Genomic DNA, 19,102 nt, shown 5'->3' on the forward strand with positions numbered 1-19,102 from the left:
GAGGTGAGGAAGGGCCGCGGTGCTGGGGGACAACCTCGGCCCTTCCCCACAGGCGGCTGGTTCTGCCGAACCAGCGGGTCAGGAAGCGTGCTTGAGGTGCCGCTCGAGCTCGTCGGCCGCGCGGGACGCGCCACCGGCGGCGCGGACCCGCGCGCTCATCGCGGCGACTGCGGCGCGGATCCGCCCGTCGGCCGCCGTCGACCGCACGGCGGTGCGCAGCAGCTCGGGCGTCGGCTCCTGGCCGGCGAGGTTCGTGCCGAGGCCGAGCTCGGCGACCCGGTTGGCGACGGCGGCCTGCTCGACGCTCTGCGGCAGGGTCACCATCGGCGTGTCGAAGTACAGCGCCTCCATCGTCCCGCCCATCCCCGAGTGGGTGATGAAGGCCGAAGCGCAGGCCAGCACCGCGAGCTGCGGCACCTGGGCGTGCGCCTCGACGTTCGGCGGCAGCTCGCCGAGTTCCGCCGGGTCGAGCGCGCCGATCGAGAGCACGACGTGCCAGTCCTCGCCGGTGAACGCCGTCACGACGGCGCGGAAGAACTCCGGCCGGTCGTTGAACGCCGTGCCGAGCGAGACCAGCAGCACCGGCCGCCCGTCCGACGGCGGCTGCCAGCTGCCCTGGTACGTCCGGTCGCCCAGGCACGGGCCGACGAACGCGAAGTTGTCGTCGAAGGTTTCGCCCCGGTACTGGAATTCCTTGGCCACGAAGGCAAGGGCGAACTCTTCGCGGCCGATCGCGAAGTCGGCCGGCGAGATCGCCGGGACGCCGTGCGCCGCCGTCAGCTCGGCGATCTTTTCGCGGAAGGCGACGCGGGCCGGGTGTTCTTCGCTGAACCCGTTCTCCTCGCCCAGGAACTTCGCCAGCGACCATTGGTCGTTGTAGGCGAAGGACGGGAACAGCTCGACCGCGGGCACGCCCCACTTCGCCGAGAGCACCCGCCCGGTGGCGTAGACCGTGCGGTCGTACAGGATCAGATCCGGTACGTCGCCGGCGAAAGCCGCCTCGAACACCGGGATGGTCGCGGTGCTTTCCATGACCAGCACCAGCGGCAGCCACGCGGCGAAGTCGGCGGGCGGGTCCTCGGTGCGCGGCTTCGGCGTCAGGGACGACTCGTAGCGCAGGACCTGCGCCCCGGTCGCCGCCACCAGGTCCGCGAACTGGTCCGTCGTGGCGTAGGTGACGCGGTGCCCGCGGCGGACCAGTTCGGCGGCCACCTCCAGCGTCGGCATGACGTGGCCGTACGCGGGGATGTTCAGCAGCGCGATGTGTGCCATGGGAAAGCTCCTCGGAATGCGGTGGACGGCCGGGGGCCCTCAGGCACGCAGGTCGTGCTTGCGGGTGTAGTAGGCCATGAAGCCGATGAGCCCGCCGAGGACCACGATCCACTGCACGGTCGTCACCAGGTTGATGTCGTCGAGCGGCAGCGTGTAGGCGAGCGCCACGCGGACGACGGCGTCCACGATCATGCCGACGCCGAAGACGACGGTCAGCAGGCGCAGCCCGTGGCGCATCTTGGGCTCGGTGTCCCAGCGGCGCTCCCACACCTCGGCGCCGGCGCCGCCGCGCTTGGTGCGCGCGATGCTGACCCCGGCGTGCAGGAAGAACGGCTTCTCGAAGAACAGCGTGATCAGCATCCAGATGCCGAACATCGCGGTGAGCCAGCCGTCCTTGGCGAAGAAGAACCGCGCGTCACCGGAAATCAGCGAGACCGCGGTACCGATGACCATCATCGTCACCATGAACAGGCCCAGCCCGTCGATCTTGCGGTAGCGGGCGAAGACGTACACGGTCCGGACCACCGGGACGATGCCACCGATGATCGCGGCGGTCAACAGCGGGACGCCGTTCTGGCGCAGGATGTAGTAGACGGCGAGCGGGACGATCAGGTCGAAGGCCGCGGAAGCGAACAGCGCCAGCCGCGGGTTGCGCGGTTCCCCGTGCGACGGCGCGGCGGCCTGGGTGCGTTGAATGCCGGTTTCGTTCATTGCCTGCTCCTGGTGGTTCGCGAGTGCGTTCTCATTCGCCAACGCCATTCGCTTGCGTCGTGGCGCTGCTCCGGGGACAACGGTAGTGTCGCGATACCGGTCGGCGTGAGCCTGTTAGGCCGAACATAGGGGTATGGCTACCTATACCCCTATGAGTGGGCTTGGCCGATTGTGCCGCCCCCGGGCCGCCCCCAGACTGGAGTGACCTCGAGCGCGAGCGGGCCGGTCCGGCCCCGCGGAGACGATGGGGGATGCGATGAGCCGACCGGGAACACTCTCCCGCGGAGAGTATGATCTGGCGATGTCGACGATTCCCCGGCGCAGCGCCTCGGCCGTCCGGCGGGGGTTCGCCGGAATGGCGCGGCTGGTCGTTCTCGTGCTGTTCGCGGCGGTGCAGGTGTGCGTTCTCACGCTGCCCGCGCTGTTCTGGCTGCCGGAATACGTCGCCGCCGCCGGGCTCACCGTGCTGGTCGCCATTCCCGCGTGCCGGTTGCTGCCCGTGCTTTCCCGCAAATGCGCGCCGGCGCTCTACGGCCGGGCCATCGAATCGCCGTACCTGCCGCTGCCGGCCCTGGAGCGCACCGAGAACGGCTGGTACTGGAACGGCTACGACTTCCACAAGTCCCGCTGGATCTCGCTGGCCCAGCGGCGCGGCCGCTGGTTCTTCACCGACCCGGCCACCTGGCGGGACCTGTGCTGGCTCGTGGTCAACCCCCTGACCGGCGGCCTGCTGGCGGCCGTCCCGGTCGGCCTGGCCGGGTTCGGGGCGTTCCTGCTGGTCGCGCCGCTGACCGCGCCGCACCTCACGGCCGGGGCGTGGTACTTCCCGCTGCCGGTGGACAGCCCGGCCGGGGTCGCCGCAACGGTCGTTGCAGGGCTGGTCCTGCTCGTGCTGGGGCTGGTGGCCGCACCGGGCGCGGTGGGCCTGCACGAAACGTGGACGCGGTGGCTGCTCGCGCCGGACGAGCGGGCCCTGCTGGCCCGGCGGGTGGAGCGGCTGTTCGCCACGCGGGCGGCGGCGATCGACGCGCAGGCCGCGGAGCTGCGGCGGATCGAGCGTGACCTGCACGACGGCGCCCAGGCGCGGCTGATCGCGATCGGTATTTCGCTCGGCACCGCGGAGATGCTGCTCGACACCGACCCCGACGAGGTCCGGCGGCAGCTGGCCGGCGCGCGCGAGTTGTCCGCCGCCGCGCTGCGGGAGCTGCGCGGGCTGGTGCACGGCATCCAGCCCCCGATGCTCGCCGACCGCGGCCTCGGCGCCGCGCTCGAGGACCTCGCGATGGACGCCCCGGTGCCCACCGACGTCGAGGTCGGCCTGGCCGGCCGCCCGGACGCAGCCCTGGAGTCGGCCGTCTACTTCTCGGTCGCCGAACTGCTGGCCAACGCGGCCAAGCACGCCGCGGCCAAGCGCGTGCGGGTGAGCGTCACGCACCGGCCCGGCGCGCTGCAGGTGGTCGTCGCCGACGACGGCAAGGGCGGCGCCGACTTCGGCCGCGGTACCGGCCTGGCCGGGGTCCAGCGGCGGGTCGCCGCGTTCGACGGCGTCGTGGAGTGTTCCAGCCCGCCGGGCGGGCCGACCGAAATCACCATCGTCCTTCCGTATGCCGGATAACCAGGGGGATCAGCATGCGTCGCGGGATTGCAGTGTGCCTGTTCGCCGTGGTCACTTCTTTTTCGGTGGCCGGGTGTGACCATTTCGTCGACCTCGGGTGCGCGGAACGGTCCTGTCATTTCAACCTCGTCAGCGGCGGGAAAGTGGACCTCGGCGGGCAGGAGCTGAAGGTGCAGAAAATGGACAGCAATTCCGTGACGTTCTTGACCGACGGGATCAGTGTCTCGCTGTTCCAGGGCGTCGATCTCGATTTCCTGGGGTACCACCTGCACCTCGGGGAGATCCGCGGCGGCGAGGCGAGTTTGGACGTCACGCAGAATTAGCCGCCCGCTTCACGGAAGCCCTGTCCGCGCTGGTCAAGACAGGGGTTACGGTCCGTGCAGCAGTCACCTAGGTTGGTCCACGATTGGACCGACTAGCGGCAGGGGCGACCCTTTCGCGGGTTTCTGGGGTGACTATGCGTAATGATCTTCTTCGGGCGCGCCCGCGCGCGGCGGCGGTCGTCCTCGCCGGCGTGCTGCTGACGTCCGGTTTGGCGGCGTCCGGCGCCGCGGCCGACCCGGCCGGCAAGTTCTCGCCGAGAGTGCGGAGCCTCGTCGGCGAGCTGACCCTCGACGAGAAGCTTTCCCTGGTGCACGGCGGAAACGACCCGGACAGCATCGGTGAAGCCGGGTATGTGCCCGGTGTGCCGCGGCTCGGGATCCCGTCGCTGCGGCTGGCCGACGGCTCGGCCGGGGTGCGTGTCGACAAGCCGTCGGTCGTCATGCCGGCGCCGGTATCGCTCGCGTCCGGTTTCGACGAGTCGCTCGCCACGCGCTACGGCGCCGGCGTCGGCCGCGAAGCCCGCGCGCTGGGCACCGACGTGCTGCTGTCCCCGATGGTCAACACGATCCGGATCCCCTACGGCGGCCGGAATTTCGAGACCTTCAGCGAGGACCCGCTGCTGACGTCGCGGATGGCCGCCGCCGAGGTGCGCGGCATCGCCGGGCAGGGCACGATCCCGGTCGTCAAGCACCTGGCCGGCAACAACCAGGAGAACGACCGGCAGACGATCAACGTCGTGATGGACGACCAGACGCTGCACGAGGTCGAGCTGCCCGGCTTCGAGGCGGCCGTCAAAGCCGGGGCCGGCGCGGTGATGTGCTCCTACAACAACCTCAACGGGCCGTCCGCCTGCGCGAACGCCGACCTGCTGACCGGGATCCTGCGTGAGCAGCTGGCGTTCCAGGGCTGGGTGATGTCGGACTGGCGGATGGCGCTGACGTCCGGCAGCCTGCCGAAGGGCCTCGACCAGGAGATGCCGGCCGGGACGTACTTCGGCGACCAGCTCAAGGCCGCGATCACCGCGGGCACCATCCCACAGTCCGCTTTGGACACCGCGGTCGGGCGCATCCTCGGCCAGCTGGACCGGTTCCACCTGCTCGACGACCCGGCGCGGCCGTCCCGCGACCTCGCCGGGCTGACGGCGACCGCGCAGGACGTCGCCCAGGCGGGTGCGGTCCTGCTGCGCAACGAGAAGTCCGCGCTGCCCCTGAGCACCGCGCGTTCGGGCAAGGTCGCGGTGATCGGCTACAACGCGAAGACGCCGAAGCTCAACGGCGGCGGCAGTTCGCACGTGCTGCCGTCCGCGACGCCGGCCGCGCCGCTGGACCTGATCAAGCAGCGCGCGGGCAGCACCACGACGTACACCCCGGGCTACGACCCGGCGGGTGAGGCCGTACCGGCGGACGCGCTGTCGCCGGCGTTCACCCAGGGCGGTGGCCTGCCGGCGGGCACGGAAGGCGTGTTCTACAACGGCACGATCACCGCACCGGCCGAAGGCGACTACAGCATCCAGCTGCAGTCGACCGGGGGCGGCGGCTTCCTCCAGGTGGACGGGACGGCGAGCGGCCTGTTCGGCGACTCCATCGCGGCGGGCTACACCGGCATCACCGTGCACCTGACCGCCGGGCCGCACACGCTGCTGCTGTACGGGTTCGCGGACTTCGTCAACCCGCTGAAGGTCGGCCTGCACTGGATCACCCCGGCCGCGGCGCAGGCCAAGATCGCCCAGGCGGTGACGGCGGCCAAGGCCGCCACCACGCCGGTCGTGTTCGCCTACGACGACAGCTCCGAGGGGCTCGACCGGCCGGATCTGTCCCTGCCGGGATACCAGGACGAGCTGATCGACGCGGTCGCGGCGGCGAACCCGCGCACGGTGGTGGTGCTGAACACCGGGTCCGCGGTCAAGATGCCGTGGCTGGCGAAGACGGCCGCGGTGCTGGAGATGTGGTACCCGGGCCAGAAGGGCGCGGAGGCGACGACGGCGCTGCTGTACGGCGACGTCAACCCGCAGGGCAAGCTGACGCAGACGTTCCCGGTGGACGAGGCCCACACGCTCGTCAGCGGCGGCGCCGGGCTGTACCCGGGCCAGGACGGCCAGGTCGCCTACACGGAGGGCGTCAACGTCGGCTACCGCTGGTATGCGGGTCACAAGACGGCCCCGCTGTTCCCGTTCGGCTTCGGCCTTTCGTACACGACGTTCGCCTACAGCGGCCTGACGGCTTCGAGCACGTCGGACGGCGGGCTGGACGTGAAGGTGACGGTGCGGAACACGGGCACCCGCACGGGCACGGAAGTGGCCCAGGTGTTCGTCGGCCCGAGCCCGGAGGTGACGGCACCCCAGCCGTCGACGGCGCTGGGTGGGTACGCGAAGGTGACGCTGGCTCCTGGCGCCTCCCGGACGGTGACCATCCACGTCGACCCGCGCCAGCTGTCCTATTGGGACGCAACGGCGAAGGCCTGGAAGCGCGGCGGCGGAACCCGCGCGATCCAGGTGGGGTCGTCCGCGCTCAACACCCGGGTCGCGGTGCGCTGAGGGTCGACACGCGTGATTGACGGGTCGACACGCGTGATTGGAGGGTCGACACGGCGGGCGGGGCCGGTCTCGCCGTGTCGGCTCCGCAATCACGCGTGTCGACCTTCTGATCACGCGTGTCGGCTGTGTGATCACGTGTGTCGACCTTTCCAGCACAGGCGAACGGCCGGCGCCCGGATGGGCGCCGGCCGTTTCGCTGTGCTCGTCAGCCGTTGGTGACCGGGAGGTGGCGGAGGCCGCGGATGATCGCCGAGCGGCGGCGGTCGGCCGGGCCCGCCTGGCGGAGGTCCGGCAGGCGGGTCGCCAGGACGCGGAACGCCACGTCCGCCTCCAGGCGGGCCAGGGGTGCGCCCAGACAGTAGTGCGAGCCGCCCGAGAACGAGAGGTTGTCCGGCGTCGTCGGGCGGGTGATGTCGAAGACGTCGGGCCGGGACCACACCCGGGGGTCGCGGTTGCAGCCCGCCGTCAGGATCACCACCGCCGTGTCCGCGGGGATCACCGTGTCACCGACCAGGACGTCCACTGTGGACACCCGGCTGGACTGCTGGACCGGCGCCTCGAACCGCAGCGACTCCTGCGCGGCCTGCGGGGCCAGGTCCGGGTCCGCCACCAGCCGGTCCCACTGGTCTCGCCGCTCCAGCATCGTCTGCACGCCGACGCCGATGAGGTTCACCGTCGACTCCGCACCGGCCAGGGTCAGCAGCTGGCACAGCGACACCAGTTCGTGCGTCGAGAGCCGGTCCTCGGCGCGGGCGGTGAGGAGCTTGCTGATCGCGTCGTCGCCCGGGTGGGCCAGGCGCAGCTCCATCAGCTCGGTGAACAGCGCGTCGAGCTCGTCCAGCGATCGCTGCACCGCCGTGATGTGCTCCACCGAGGTGATCTCGTCGAAGATCGTGCCGAACTTCGGGCCGTGGTCGAGGTACCGGCTCAGGAACGGCTCGGGGATGTCGAAGATGGTGGCGACGACGGTGACCGGGATGAGGTCGGCGAACGCCGTCATCAGGTCGAACTCGCGGCTCGTGTCCACCCGGTCCAGCAGCTCGTGGCAGATCGCGGTCAGCCGGTCCCGGAACCCCGCGATCGCCTTCGGGCTCAGGAACGGCGTGGCCAGCTTCCGCAGCCGGGCGTGGTCGGCGCCGTCGGCCCCGAGCATCGAGTTGTCGAACGTCGTGATCACCGGGCTGATCGGCGTGCCGTCGGACTTGAGCACGCCGAACCGGCGGTCGCGCAGCACCTTCGTGGCCGTCGCGTGGTCGACCGTCGTCCACGCCCCGAGTTCGCTGCGGTGCAGGGGGCCCTTCGCGCGGATCCGTTCGTAGAGGGGATACGGGTCCTCCGGGCCGCGCAGCAGCAGCGCCAGGGGGTCGCCGAGTTCGCCGAGCGTCCACAGCACCCGCATCTGGGTGGTCATGTCCTGGACCGTCATGCCGGCTTCCCGGCGGTGATCAGCCCGGCAGTGACCAATCCGGCTACGCCGCGCACGGTCGGTGCCTCGAACACCTGGGAGATCCGCAGCTTGACGCCGAGGTCGCGGCTGATCCGCGAGCACAGCTGGGCGGCGGACAAAGAGTTGCCGCCCTGCCGGAAGAACGAGACGTCGGTGGCGATGGAGGGCACGCCGATGATCTCGCGCAGGATCTCCGCCACGGCCGCTTCGGTTTCCGACAGCGGCAGGCCGTCCGCGGGGGCGGCCGCGGTCCGCAGCCGTGCGGCGAGCTCGGCCAGCGCGCGGCGGTCCACCTTCCGGTCTTCCAGCACGGGCAGCCGTTCCAGCCGCTGCACGAGCGCGGGCACCAGGTAGCCGGGCAACCGTCCGGCCAGGTCGGCGCGCAGTTCGTCCTCGCCGGGTGTGCCGGTGTAGAACAGGCAGAGGTCTTCGTGAGCGCCGTCGGCGCCGGTCACCGGCACCACCGCGCACGCACCGACCCCGGGCACGCGGCCGGCGTTCTGCTCGACGTCGTCGAGTTCGATGCGGTGGCCGCGGATCTTGACCTGGCGGTCGGCGCGGCCTTCGAAGTGCAGCAGGCCGTCGGGGGTCCGGCGGCCGAGGTCGCCGGTGCGGTACACGCGCTCCGGCCCGGACGGCAGGGAAACCGTGACGAACTTGCGCGCGGTGAGTTCCTCGTCCTTGAAGTACCCCAGCGCGAGACCCCGGCCGCCCAGGCAGATCTCGCCGGCGTCGGCCGGCCGGTCGCCGTCGAGGAGGTACGCCTGGGTGTGGGGCAGGGGAAGCCCGAGCGGCACGTCGGAGCGGTCCTCCGGCCGCACGCGGTGGCAGGTGGCCGCGACGCTGGATTCGACCGGGCCGTACATGTTGTACAGCGGGATGTCCGGGTACGCCTCGAGGAACCGGGCCGCGTGCCGCGCCGAGAGCTTCTCGCCGCCGGTGCCCACCGCGCGCAGGCCGGCGAAGGCGTCGAGGTCGGTGTCGACCATGCTGTGGAACACCGCGGTCGGCGGGAAGATCGTGGTGACGCCGTGGATCGTGATCAGGTCACGCAGTTTCGTCGCCAGTTCGAGGGTGTCTTCGAGCAGGACCAGGGTGCCGCCGTTGAACAGGACACCCCACGAGTCGAGGCCGAAGGCGTCCCACGTCGCCGCGAGGGCCTGCGGCATCACCGCGCCGGAGTCCAGCGGGGTGAACAGCCAGTCGTCGAACAACCGGACGTTGCCGCGGTGCGCGGTGACCACGCCCTTCGGCGTTCCGGTGGTTCCCGAGGTGAAGAAGACCGCGCAGGGGTCGTCCGCGCCGACGTCCACCGCGGCCGGCCGGGCGCCCAGGATCGGCTGTGCCGGCGGCGACCACACCGACGGCCAGGAGGCGTCCCGTCCGGCGGCGACCACCGGGCCGCCGAGGTGCTCGATCAGCTCGGCGAGCCGGCTGGGCGGCCACCGCAGGTCGAGTGCGGCGTACGCGGCCCCGCACTTGAGCACCGCCAGCAGCGTCGCGAAGAGTTCGGGTGAGCGGGGCAGCAGGACCGGCACGATCGAGCCGCGTTCGACGCCACGGGCCTGCAGTTCGGCCGCGTAGGCGTCGGCGAGCTCCGCCAGTTCGCGGTAGGTGGTGTCCCGGCCGCGGTGGTGCAGCGCGGTGCGGCCGGGCCACCGCGAGGCGCACCACTCGAACAGACCGTGCATGGTCTCGGCCCGGCCGAACGGCGCCGGGGTGAAGGACGGGGTCATCGGGCGCTCCCGGTGATCAGCTCCGCCAGCGCGGCCGGCGTCGGGTGGGCGAAGGCGGCGGACAGCTTCAGCCGGACCCCGGTCTGCTTCTGGATCCGCTGGACGAGCTGGGCGGCCAGCAGCGAATGCCCGCCGCCGGCGAAGAAGTTGGTGTCCGGGGTGACGTCGGCGCGCTTGAGCAGTTCGGCGAACATCGCCACGACGGCGCCGGTCGTGGCGTCGGGCGCGGCCTCGGCGGGGGCTTCCGGCGGCGGGCCGGCCGTGGCGGCCAGCTCGGCGACGGCCGCCCGGTCCACCTCGTGCGCGGCTGTCTCGGGCAGCGCGTCGACCCGCAGGTACCACGCCGGCCGCGCCCGCGGCGGCAGGACCGTTTCGGCGTGCCGGGCCAGGTCGGCCGCGAGCTGCGGCTTGTCCGGCGCCTGCACGACGGCGACCAGGTCCGCGGCGCCGGGCCGCGAGGTGACCGCGGCGGCGGCGACGTCGGTGTGCGCGGTCAGGGCGTCTTCCACGGTGGCCAGGTCGACGCGGGTGCCACCGGAGGTCAGCTGGCGGTCCAGGGGGCCGTGGACGTGCAGGGTCCCGTCGGGGCGCCAGTGCGCGAGCACGCCGGTGGCGGTGCCGAGTTTCAGTTCGCCGCGCACGCGCAGCGGCAGCCGCCGCCCGTCCGGGGCGACGACGTCGGCGCCGAGGCCCGGGACAGGCACGCCGTCGGCGAGCACCCAGCGGCCGCGGGCGGAAAACACCGTGTGGACGTCGGCTTCGAGGGCTCGCAGGGTCTGGACGAGCGGGCCGGGCGCGGGTTCGGCGCCGATCAGCGCGGTGCGGCCGCCCATGGCCTCGCCGAGCTGCTCGGCCACGCGGGCCCAGACGAGCGGGGTGGCGTGCACGACGCCGACGTCGTGCCGGGTGAGCAGCCCGGCGAGCAGGTGGCCGTCGGTGCGGGCCGCGTCCGGCGCGACGACCAGGGGCACGCCGTTGGTCAGGGCCAGGAGCAGCTCCGGGACGGCGGCCGAGAGCCACAGCACCGGCCGGGAACCGACCGAGACGGGCCGGACGGAGTCGGCGAGTTCGCGGTGGGTCACGCCGGGCAGCGCCCGGCTGTCCGGCGACACCGCGGCAGCGTCCGGGTCGACGGCGACCGTGACGGCGTAGGAGATTTCCTCGGTGCCCAGCACCACTTTCGCGGCGGAGGCGTCTGTGGTGACGGTGGCGCCGGCCAGCCAGCTGCCGAGGATCGCGGCCGCGAGTTCCGGGCCGCGCGGAGCGGTCACGGCGACGACGTCTCCCCGGCCGGTCCCGGCGTCGGCCAACAGGGTGGTGACCGCTGCGGCGGCGCGCCAGAGATCCCGGTAGGACGTGGTGCCGTCGTCGGTCACGATCGCGGGCGCGCCGGGGTTTTCCGAGACGTGCCGGGCGATCGCGGTGAGAACCGTGTCCGTTCCGGCGGGACGCCGCGGAGCGTCGAGGACGGCGTGGTCGGTGGCGCCCCAGCCGTCCAGCTCGCGCAGCGGCCGGTCCGGCGCGCTCGCCGCCGCGACCAGCAGGGCGTCGTAGCGCTCCAGCAACAGCTCGACCTCGCCGCGGTCGAGCACCTCGGCGCCGTAGACCGCTTTGACGCGACTCTCCCCGGCCGAGGGCAGGATGACGAACTCGAGGTCGAACTTGCTGTGCCCGGGGTCGATTTCGACGACTTCGGCGGGCGCGCCGCCGATGCTCGTCGCGGCCCGCCCGCCGAAGGGCAGGTAGTTGAACACGTGCCGGAACATCGTGGTGCGCCAGGACGATCCGGCGCGCTCGACCTCGGGCAGCAGGACGTCCATCGGCACGTCCGCGTGCGCGATGGCCTCGAAGAACAGGTCCCGCACCCGGCGGCTGAACGCGCGGAACGTCTCGGCCGGGTCGATCCGCACGCGCAGCGGGACGATGTTGACGTGGTAGCCGATCGCGCGCTGCGCCTGCTGGCTGCGGACGTTCACCGGGAAGCCGACCGCGAGGTCGTCGCCGGCGCCGTGGGCGTGCAACAGCAGGTAGTACGCGGCCAGCAGCACGACGACGTCGGGCGCCCTGAGTTCCTTCTGCAGCGCGGTGACGACGTCCTCGGCCGCCGCGGAGAACGGCCGGACGAGCTGCTCGCCGCGCAGCGTCGGCTGGGCGCTTTCCTGGCCACCGCACCACAGGCCGGGGCCGCCGGAGCCGAAGTCCCGCAGGTGCTCGCGCCAGAACGCGAGGCTCTCCGGCTTCGGCTCGGACTCGGGCCAGAGCGGGACGGGCGGGCCGGCGTCGGGGAGATCCCCGGCGAGCACGGCGTCGTAGGCGGCGGCGAGCTCCTCCAGGAAGATCGACATCGACGTGCCGTCGAAGATGAGGTGGTGCACGGCCACGCCGACCGAGTCGTGCTCCGGGCCGTGGTACAGGCCGACGCGCAGCAGCGGCGATCCGTCCAAAGTGAACGGTCGCGTGATGAGCTCCCGCAGGGCGGCGTCGACGTCGGTGCCTTCCGAGCCTTCGAGGCGGATCGGGAAGGACGCGAGCACCGACTTGGTCAGCCGCGTGTCGCCGGCGTGGAAGACGGTCCGCAGCGCGTCGTACCGGCGCACCAGCTGCGTGACGGCTTCCTGCAGGACGGCCCGGTCGAGCCGGCCCGCCACCCGCAGGGCGACGCCCGGCACGTTGTTGACGCCTTCGCCGGGCACCAGCCGTTCGAGCAGCCAGAGCCCTTCTTCCTTGCGGGTCGCCGGAATCTCAGCGGTCGGCATGTCCGGTCCCTTCGGGGAGGTCTTCGACGGTGACGAAGGCGTGCGGCACCGCCTCGGCGGGCAGCCGCGCGGCCAGGTACGCGCGCAGCTCGGCGACGAAGGTGCTGGTCTTCGCAGCGCGCGAGGGCGCGTTCGCGTACGCGGTGAACGGCAGCCCGGGCGTGGCGGCCGAAGCGGGCACGGTCCCCGGCTCGCGGGTGTACACGACGTCGACCAGGCCGGGGCCCTCGGCCGACCACGTCACCGCGGCCTGGTAGCCGCGGCGGCGGCCGATTTCGTGCAGGTCTTCGGGATCCGGTGCGGTCACCGCGGCGGGCGCGGTGCCGGTGTCCAGCTTCGCCAGCGCGGCCAGCTCGCGGGCGACCCGGCCGTTCGGCACGCCGGTGATCCGCGCGGACGGCGGCTGGGTGTCGCTCAGCAGCGTCTCCAGGGCCGCCGGGTTCCAGGCCAGCGTGTGCGCGGGCTCGACGGTCTCCGAGGGTTCCTTGCGCAGGACGGCGTCGTAGCGGTGCCGGCTCAGCTCGTTGTGGTGGCGGGCCCGCTTCAGCCGGACGTCCGCCGCCGCGATCCCGGGCAGGGTGGCGGCCAGTGCGGGGAAGAAGTCCGGGTCGACGAGCAGTTCCTTCTCTTCCAGGACGCTGTTCTCGACCAGCTCGCGGGCCTGCTCCGGGGACGCGGCCAGCTCGTCGGCGAGCACGGCGGCGCGGAAGGCCCGCAGCAGCCGCAGGTTCCGCACGTCGCCGACGAACACCGCGCCGCCGGGCACGACCAGCGCGGCGGCTTGGCGCAGGACGTCGGCGAGGTAGCCGATGTCCGGGAAGTACTGGACGACGGAGTTGATCACCACCGTGTCGAAGTGGCCCGCCGCCAGCCCGGAGAAGTCGGTGGCCTCACGGTTGTGCAGCCGCACGTGGGCGAGTGCGGGGTCGGCGGCGGCCTGCGCGGTGAGCGTCTCGATCACGGTCGCGGAGAAGTCCGTTGCCACGTACTCTTCGCAGTCCCGGGCGAGCTTGGCCATCAGCAGGCCGGTGCCGACGCCGATCTCCAGCACCCGGCGGGGCCGCAGCGAGCGGATCCGCTCGACGGTCGCGTCCCGCCACTCCCGCATCTGCGCGAGCTCGATCGGCAGCCCGGTGTAGGTGCTGTGCCAGCCCACGAAGTTCTCGCCGAGCCCGCCGGCTTCGGGCAGCTCGCCGTAGACCCATTCGTAGATGAGCTGCCACTCGTCGACGCGCGCGCGGTCGTCGCCGGCTTCGGCGACCGGGTCCCGCGGCACGACGTGGGCGACGAGCCGCCCGGTCCCGCGTTCGCGGGTGACACTGGCCCGCGCGACCCCGGGGTGCCCGGCGAGCGCGGCTTCGGCTTGGCTTTCCGTGCCGGTGCCCAGACCGGTCGGTGACGTCGGCATCAGCTCTCCTGCTGGATTTCGGGCGGAAGGACGGTCAGGGGAGCAGGCCGCGGACGGCCTGCGCGACCTCCGGCTGGCTGAGCAGGCCGGAGTGGTCGATGTCGAACCGGATCTCGCGCGCGCCGATCTCCAGCGCGCCGGGCAGCTCGGCGGAGCGGATCACGTCGACGCCGTCGAGGTCGCCGGTGACGGTGACCTGCGAGGCGGCCACCAGGTAGGTCATGTAGCTGCTGAACCAGGAGACGAGTTCCTCGGCGCGGTCGGCGTCCAGCTCGACCCGCTCGAACGCCGTGGTGCCGACCTCGCGGTAGAGGCGCACGAACTCCTTCGTGAGCGTCTCGAGGTCGTCGTGGGTGCGCTGGGCGGCCTCGCCGGCTGCGTGCGCCTGCTGCACCTCGTCTTCGGTGAGGACGGCCGCGAGGGCGTCCACCACCCGGAAGAAGCCGTAGTACAGCACGGTGAACCCGGTCGCGGCGGTCGGGTCGAACAGGACCACCCGCGGCTTCGCCTGCCAGGTCGCGACGCGCTCGGCGATGGCGAGGGCGAACACGCTGGACGCGCAGTAGCCGAACACCGCCTTGACCTCGGCGCCGCTCGCGCGCAGCTCTTCGGTCCACCGGTCGAGGTAGTCGTCGCCGGTCATGCCGGTCTCGTCGCCGACGGCGGGCGGCAGGCTCTCCCAGATGCCGTAGGGCGTCTCGAGGTGCTTCGCGAGCTCGGCGAACCCCGCCTCCGGCCGTCCGGTGACCGTGAAATCCACCGTGATGATTACTTCCGTGTCGTCCGCGTTTTCGTCGATCGGCTGCCAGGAATGGAGTTCGGCCACGATTTTCCCGCCTTTGTCATTCAGCAGAACAAAGATTTCCGCAGGGTGAAGCTAGCAGCGGCCGACCAGGGCGGTAACCCCTAGCGCGCCCCTAAGCAAGGGCAGGTCGAGCTGTGGTTCCGGGGGGTTAGGGGTTGGAGCGCGCCGGACCGCCGCCGTAGTGTTCGGCCAGGATGAATAAACTGGGGAATGAGGGCGATCGATGGGCGCGGTAACAGTTCTGCCGGACGACGCCCGGTACGCCGATCTCGTGCGCGGGGTGAATCAGCGCTGGGTCGGCAAGCCCGATTACGTCTGCGTGCCCACCTCCACCGAAGAGGTGGTGGACGCCGTCGGCGCCGCGGTGCGCGAAGGCCGGCGGATCGCGGTCCGCAGCGGCGGGCACTGCGTCGAGGAGATGGTCGGCGCCGCGGACATCCAGGTGGTCATCGACCTGTCCGAACTGAACCGGATCGGCTTCGACGCCGAGCGTGACGCGTTCTTCGTCGAGCCGGGGGCGACCGTGGGCCAGGCCTACCGGACGCTCTACAAGCGCTGGGGCGTCACCATCCCGGCCGGCTCCTGCCCGAGCGTCGGCCTGGGCGGGCACATCGCGGGCGGCGGCTACGGCCCGCTGTCGCGGAAGTTCGGGTACGTCTCCGACCACCTGTACGCGGTCGAGGTCGTCGTGGTCGACGCCGACGGCACCGCCCGCGCGGTCGTCGCGACCCGCGACGCGAACGACGAGAACCACGACCTGTGGTGGGCGCACACCGGCGGTGGCGGCGGCAACTTCGGCGTGGTGACGCGCTACTGGCTGCGGATCCCCGGCGCGACCGGCGCCCCCGGCGACCTCCTGCCCACGCCACCCGCGCGGCTGCTGGTGCAGCAGGACGTCTGGGTGTGGGACATGCTCGACGAAGCCGCGTTCACGCGCCTGCTGCGCAACCACGGCGAGTGGTACGAGCGCCACAGCGACCCGGGCTCGCCGTACGAAGACCTCTACAGCGGCCTGTGGTGCGGGACGCGCGCGTCCCAGTTCGTCGCCATGTCGACACAGATCGACAGCGCGGCCCCGAACGCGGCCGGCTTGCTCGACGACTACGTCGGCGCGATCCGCCGCGACCTCGGCGTCGCCCCCGCGCTGAGCAGCCGCCAGGAGCTGCCGTGGCTGCACTCGACGTCGTGGGGCGGCATCGCCGACAGCGGCGACCACACGCTGAGCTTCAAGATCAAGGCCGCTGACCTGCGGAAACGCTGCACCGACGAGCAGGCCGCCAAGCTGTACCGGCACCTGCTGCGCGAGGACTACGGCAACCACCGCGCGGGCGTGATGTTCGTCGGCTGCGGCGGCCGGATGAACGCCCTCGCGCCGGACGAGACCGCGATCGCGCAGCGCGACTCGATCCTCAAGCTCGTCTACTCCACCCACTGGGACGCCTCCGAGCAGGCCGGGCCGCACCTGGCGTGGCTGCGGGAGTTCTACGCCGACGTCTACGCCGGGACCGGCGGGGTGCCGGTGCCGGACGAGCGCACCAACGGGTCCTACGTGAACAACCCGGACTTCGACGTCCAGGACGAGCAGTGGAACTCCTCCGGGCTGGCCTGGCACGAGCTCTACCACCAGCACAACTACCCGCGGCTGCAACAGGTCAAGGCGCGGTGGGACCCGGGTGACGTGTTCCGGAACCCGTTCTCCGTGCGGCTCCCCTGAACACCTGACCCCGGGAGGTAACGCGTGGCCACCCCGACCCTGACCACCGAGCACGAGCACACCGGCAGCGGGCACGACGTCGTGCCGCTGATCGTCTCCGCGGACAGCAAGGCGGGCCTGCGGTCGAAAGCCCACCGCCTCGCGCGGTACCTCGCCGACCACCCGGACACGCCGTTCGAGGCGTTCGCCCGCTCGGTCGCCGCCGAGGACACCGGCCGGGCGCACCGGGCCGTGCTGCTGGCCGCCGGCCGCGAGGACGGCCGGCGCGGGCTGGAAACCCTGGCCGCCGGCCAGAACCCGCCCGACGTGGTGCGCGGCAGCGCCCGGCGCGCCGAGCGGGTCGTGTTCGTCTTCCCCGGCCAGGGTTCGCAGTGGCCGGGCATGGCTTTGGACCTGCTGGACTGGTCGCCGGTGTTCGCCGCGGAACTCGCCCGCTGCGACGCCGCGCTCGGCCCCTTCGCCGATTGGTCCGTTGTGGACGTCCTCCGTGGACGTCCGGGCGCGCCGACCCTGGACGACGGCGCCGACGTCGTGCAGCCGGTGCTGTTCGCGGTGATGGTGGCGCTCGCCGCGTTGTGGCGCGCGCACGGCGTCGAGCCGGCCGCCGTCGTCGGGCACAGCCTCGGCGAGGTCGCCGCCGCCTGCGCGACCGGCGCCCTGTCCCATGAGGACGGTATGCGCGTGGCCGCGCTGTGGAGCAGCGCCCAGGCCACCTTGTCCGGCCGCGGCGACATGATCTCGGTGCCGCTGCCGGTGGCCGAGGTGCGGTCGCGGCTGACCGGCCGCGAGGGGCTGGACATCGGGGCGGTGAACGGGCCCTCATGGGTGATCGTCTCCGGCGACTCCGCGGCGGTGGCGGAGCTGCTGGCCGACCTGACCGCCGGCGGCGTGCGCGCCCGGCGGATCCCGGTCGGCCTGGCCGCCCACTCCCGGCACATCGACGACCTCCGCGACCGGCTGCTGGCCGACCTCGCGCCGCTGGCCCCGGTGTCCACTGTGGTCCCGTTCCACTCGACGGTGACCGAAGGCCCCTTGGACACCGCCGCGCTCGACGCCCGCTACTGGTTCCGCAACCTGCGCAACCCGGTCCGCTTCGACGAAGCCACCCGCGGGCTGGTCGAGCAGGGGCACGGGGTATTCGCCGAGATCAGCCCGCACCCGGTGCTCACGGTCGCGGTGCAGGACACGATCGACGCGCTCGACGGCCGGGCCGTCGTGCTCGGCACGATCCGCCGCCGCGAAGACGGCCCCCGGTCCTTCCTCGGCTCGCTCGCTGCGGCCTACGTCTCCGGCGCCAGTGTCGATTGGACCGCGGCCTTCCCCGGCGGGGCCGAGCCGGTGGCGCTGCCGGAGTCCGGCTCGGACGCCACGGTCGCGGCCGCCGGCCTGCTGGCCGCCGGGCACCCGCTGCTCGGCGCGGCCGTCGAACTCGCCGAAGACGGCGGCTGGCTGTTCACCGGCCGCCTCTCCGCCGCGCAGCACCCGTGGCTGGCCGGGCACACCGTGTTCGGCCGGACCGTGCTGCCGTCGTCGGTGCTCGTCGAACTCACCCTGCATGCGGCGTCCGAGCTGGGCTGCGCCCGGATCGAGGAACTCACCCAGCACCTGCCGGTCGTCTTCGCGGAGGACGCGCTGTGCCTGCAGGTGCGGATCGGCCCGGTCGACGACGCCGGGGCGCGCCGGATCGGCGTGTTCGCCCGGCCCGACTCGGTCGGCGCCGCCCAGGGCGGGCCGTGGACCCGGCACGCCACCGGGATCATGGCCGAAACCGCGGGCTCGACGCCCGGCCCGGAGCCCCTGGACTTCCCGCCGCCGGGCGCGGCCGCCGAGGACACCGGGACCGCCCGCGATCGCCTGCGGGCACACGGCATCGAGCTGGGCCCCGAGTTCGGCGGCCTGACCGGGGCGTGGTCGCTCGACGGCGAGCTGTTCGCCGAGGTCGTGCTGCCGACGCCGGCCGGGAGCGGCGCGGGCTACGGCATCCATCCCGCGCTGCTGGACTCCGCGCTGCAGGCGGTGGCGCTGTTCCCCGCCGCGGCGGAGTCCGACGGCTGGCTCGCGTCCTCGTGGAGCGGGCTGGCCCTGCACACGGCCGGTGCTCCGGCGCTGCGGGTCCGGGTGCGCGCCACCGGCCCGGACTCGGTGTCGGTTTCGGCCACCGATCTCCTGGGGCGGCCGGTGTTCTCCGCCGAGCACGTCGTGCTGGGTGCGCTGCCCGGGGAGTACGTCCGGGCGCCGCACACCGGGCCGGCGACCCACCCCGGTCCCGCCAGTGGCCTGGCCGCGCGACTGGGCGAGCTGCCCGAACCCGCCCGGGCGGAACTGCTGCTGGACCTGGTCCTCGAGCACACCGCGGCGGTGCTCGGCCGTGACACCGCCGGCGGCGACGACACCTTCACCGAACTGGGCTTCGAATCGCTCACCGCGGTGGCGCTGCGCAACCGGCTCGCCGAGGCGACCGGGCTGAAGCTGCGCACCACGCTGGCCTTCGACTACCCGACCCCGGCCTTGCTGGCCGGGCACCTGCTGGAAGCGCTCAGCCCCGCGGATTCCGGCGTGCTGGCGGACCTCGACCGGCTGGAGGAGGCGCTGTTCGGCGAGCCGGGCGGGCCGCCGCTGCACGGCCGGGTCAAGGTCCGGCTGCGGGACCTGCTGTTCCGGCTGGACGGCGCGGCCGAGGCGGGCGACCCGGACCCCGGGGCCGCCCCGCTCGACGCGGCCTCGGACGACGAAATCTTCGCACTGCTCGATCGGGAGCTCGACCTGTCCTGAGACGGGCCG

At 72.6% G+C, this 19,102-nt stretch carries 12 protein-coding genes; 5 read left to right on the plus strand and 7 right to left on the minus strand.

Annotated elements, in window-relative coordinates:
* Positions 1-78: 78 nt before the first annotated feature.
* Both AB0J55_RS25795 and AB0J55_RS25800 read right to left on the minus strand, forming a co-directional pair.
* Positions 79-1,272: a macrolide family glycosyltransferase gene (locus AB0J55_RS25795; protein ID WP_364253366.1), complete on the minus strand. Its 1,194-nt coding sequence runs from the start codon at positions 1,270-1,272 to the stop codon at positions 79-81.
* Between the two features lie 39 nt (positions 1,273-1,311).
* The gene (locus AB0J55_RS25800; protein WP_364253369.1) at positions 1,312-1,983 is read right to left on the minus strand and encodes a VC0807 family protein; all 672 of its coding nucleotides are present in this window, start codon (positions 1,981-1,983) and stop codon (positions 1,312-1,314) included.
* A 301-nt stretch (positions 1,984-2,284) separates the two neighbouring features.
* Here AB0J55_RS25800 and AB0J55_RS25805 point away from each other — a divergent pair, with 301 nt between their 5' ends.
* The 3 genes from AB0J55_RS25805 to AB0J55_RS25815 all read left to right on the plus strand — a co-directional run bounded on the left by AB0J55_RS25805 (position 2,285) and on the right by AB0J55_RS25815 (position 6,455).
* Entirely contained in the window at positions 2,285-3,598 is a 1,314-nt protein-coding gene (locus tag AB0J55_RS25805) for a histidine kinase (RefSeq protein ID WP_364253372.1), read from the plus strand.
* A gap of 32 nt (positions 3,599-3,630) precedes the next feature.
* Positions 3,631-3,921: a hypothetical protein gene (locus AB0J55_RS25810; protein WP_364253375.1), complete on the plus strand. Its 291-nt coding sequence runs from the start codon at positions 3,631-3,633 to the stop codon at positions 3,919-3,921.
* Positions 3,922-4,055: 134 nt separating this feature from the next.
* Entirely contained in the window at positions 4,056-6,455 is a 2,400-nt protein-coding gene (locus AB0J55_RS25815) for a glycoside hydrolase family 3 C-terminal domain-containing protein (protein ID WP_364253378.1), read from the plus strand.
* Positions 6,456-6,660: 205 nt separating this feature from the next.
* On the opposite strand, the gene AB0J55_RS25820 is transcribed toward AB0J55_RS25815, so the two are convergent.
* Genes AB0J55_RS25820 through AB0J55_RS25840 form a run of 5 tightly spaced genes read right to left on the minus strand, consistent with a single transcriptional unit; the run spans position 6,661 to position 14,628 of the window.
* Positions 6,661-7,881, minus strand: a complete 1,221-nt coding sequence (locus AB0J55_RS25820) for a cytochrome P450 (protein WP_364253381.1) — start codon at positions 7,879-7,881, stop codon at positions 6,661-6,663.
* Positions 7,878-9,638, minus strand: coding sequence for a non-ribosomal peptide synthetase (locus tag AB0J55_RS25825; protein WP_364253384.1), 1,761 nt, complete (start codon positions 9,636-9,638; stop codon positions 7,878-7,880). The genes AB0J55_RS25820 and AB0J55_RS25825 overlap by 4 nt, the downstream gene beginning before the upstream one ends.
* A complete protein-coding gene (locus AB0J55_RS25830) occupies positions 9,635-12,394 on the minus strand; it encodes a condensation domain-containing protein (RefSeq protein ID WP_364253387.1) in 2,760 nt (919 codons plus the stop codon). The genes AB0J55_RS25825 and AB0J55_RS25830 overlap by 4 nt, the downstream gene beginning before the upstream one ends.
* Positions 12,381-13,802, minus strand: coding sequence for a methyltransferase (locus AB0J55_RS25835; protein WP_364253390.1), 1,422 nt, complete (start codon positions 13,800-13,802; stop codon positions 12,381-12,383). Before AB0J55_RS25835 ends, AB0J55_RS25830 begins: the two co-directional genes overlap by 14 nt.
* A gap of 34 nt (positions 13,803-13,836) precedes the next feature.
* Positions 13,837-14,628, minus strand: coding sequence for a hypothetical protein (locus tag AB0J55_RS25840; protein ID WP_364253393.1), 792 nt, complete (start codon positions 14,626-14,628; stop codon positions 13,837-13,839).
* Between the two features lie 202 nt (positions 14,629-14,830).
* Between AB0J55_RS25840 and AB0J55_RS25845 the strand changes: the two genes are divergently transcribed.
* A complete protein-coding gene (locus AB0J55_RS25845) occupies positions 14,831-16,321 on the plus strand; it encodes an FAD-binding protein (protein ID WP_364253396.1) in 1,491 nt (496 codons plus the stop codon).
* A gap of 24 nt (positions 16,322-16,345) precedes the next feature.
* Entirely contained in the window at positions 16,346-19,093 is a 2,748-nt protein-coding gene (locus AB0J55_RS25850; RefSeq protein ID WP_364253399.1) for an acyltransferase domain-containing protein, read from the plus strand.
* The last annotated feature ends 9 nt before the right edge of the window (positions 19,094-19,102 follow it).

The organism is Amycolatopsis sp. NPDC049688, assembly GCF_040674975.1.
Classification (GTDB): Bacteria; Actinomycetota; Actinomycetes; order Mycobacteriales; family Pseudonocardiaceae; genus Amycolatopsis.

Coding starts and splice junctions, on each gene's coding strand:
- AB0J55_RS25815 (WP_364253378.1), top strand. CDS start 4,056: ATGCGTAATGATCTTCTTCGGGCGCGCCCGCGCGCGGCGGCGGTCGTC.
- AB0J55_RS25835 (WP_364253390.1), bottom strand. CDS start 13,802: ATGCCGACGTCACCGACCGGTCTGGGCACCGGCACGGAAAGCCAAGCC.
- AB0J55_RS25830 (WP_364253387.1), bottom strand. CDS start 12,394: ATGCCGACCGCTGAGATTCCGGCGACCCGCAAGGAAGAAGGGCTCTGG.
- AB0J55_RS25795 (WP_364253366.1), bottom strand. CDS start 1,272: ATGGCACACATCGCGCTGCTGAACATCCCCGCGTACGGCCACGTCATG.
- AB0J55_RS25825 (WP_364253384.1), bottom strand. CDS start 9,638: ATGACCCCGTCCTTCACCCCGGCGCCGTTCGGCCGGGCCGAGACCATG.
- AB0J55_RS25820 (WP_364253381.1), bottom strand. CDS start 7,881: ATGACGGTCCAGGACATGACCACCCAGATGCGGGTGCTGTGGACGCTC.
- AB0J55_RS25805 (WP_364253372.1), top strand. CDS start 2,285: ATGTCGACGATTCCCCGGCGCAGCGCCTCGGCCGTCCGGCGGGGGTTC.
- AB0J55_RS25845 (WP_364253396.1), top strand. CDS start 14,831: ATGGGCGCGGTAACAGTTCTGCCGGACGACGCCCGGTACGCCGATCTC.
- AB0J55_RS25800 (WP_364253369.1), bottom strand. CDS start 1,983: ATGAACGAAACCGGCATTCAACGCACCCAGGCCGCCGCGCCGTCGCAC.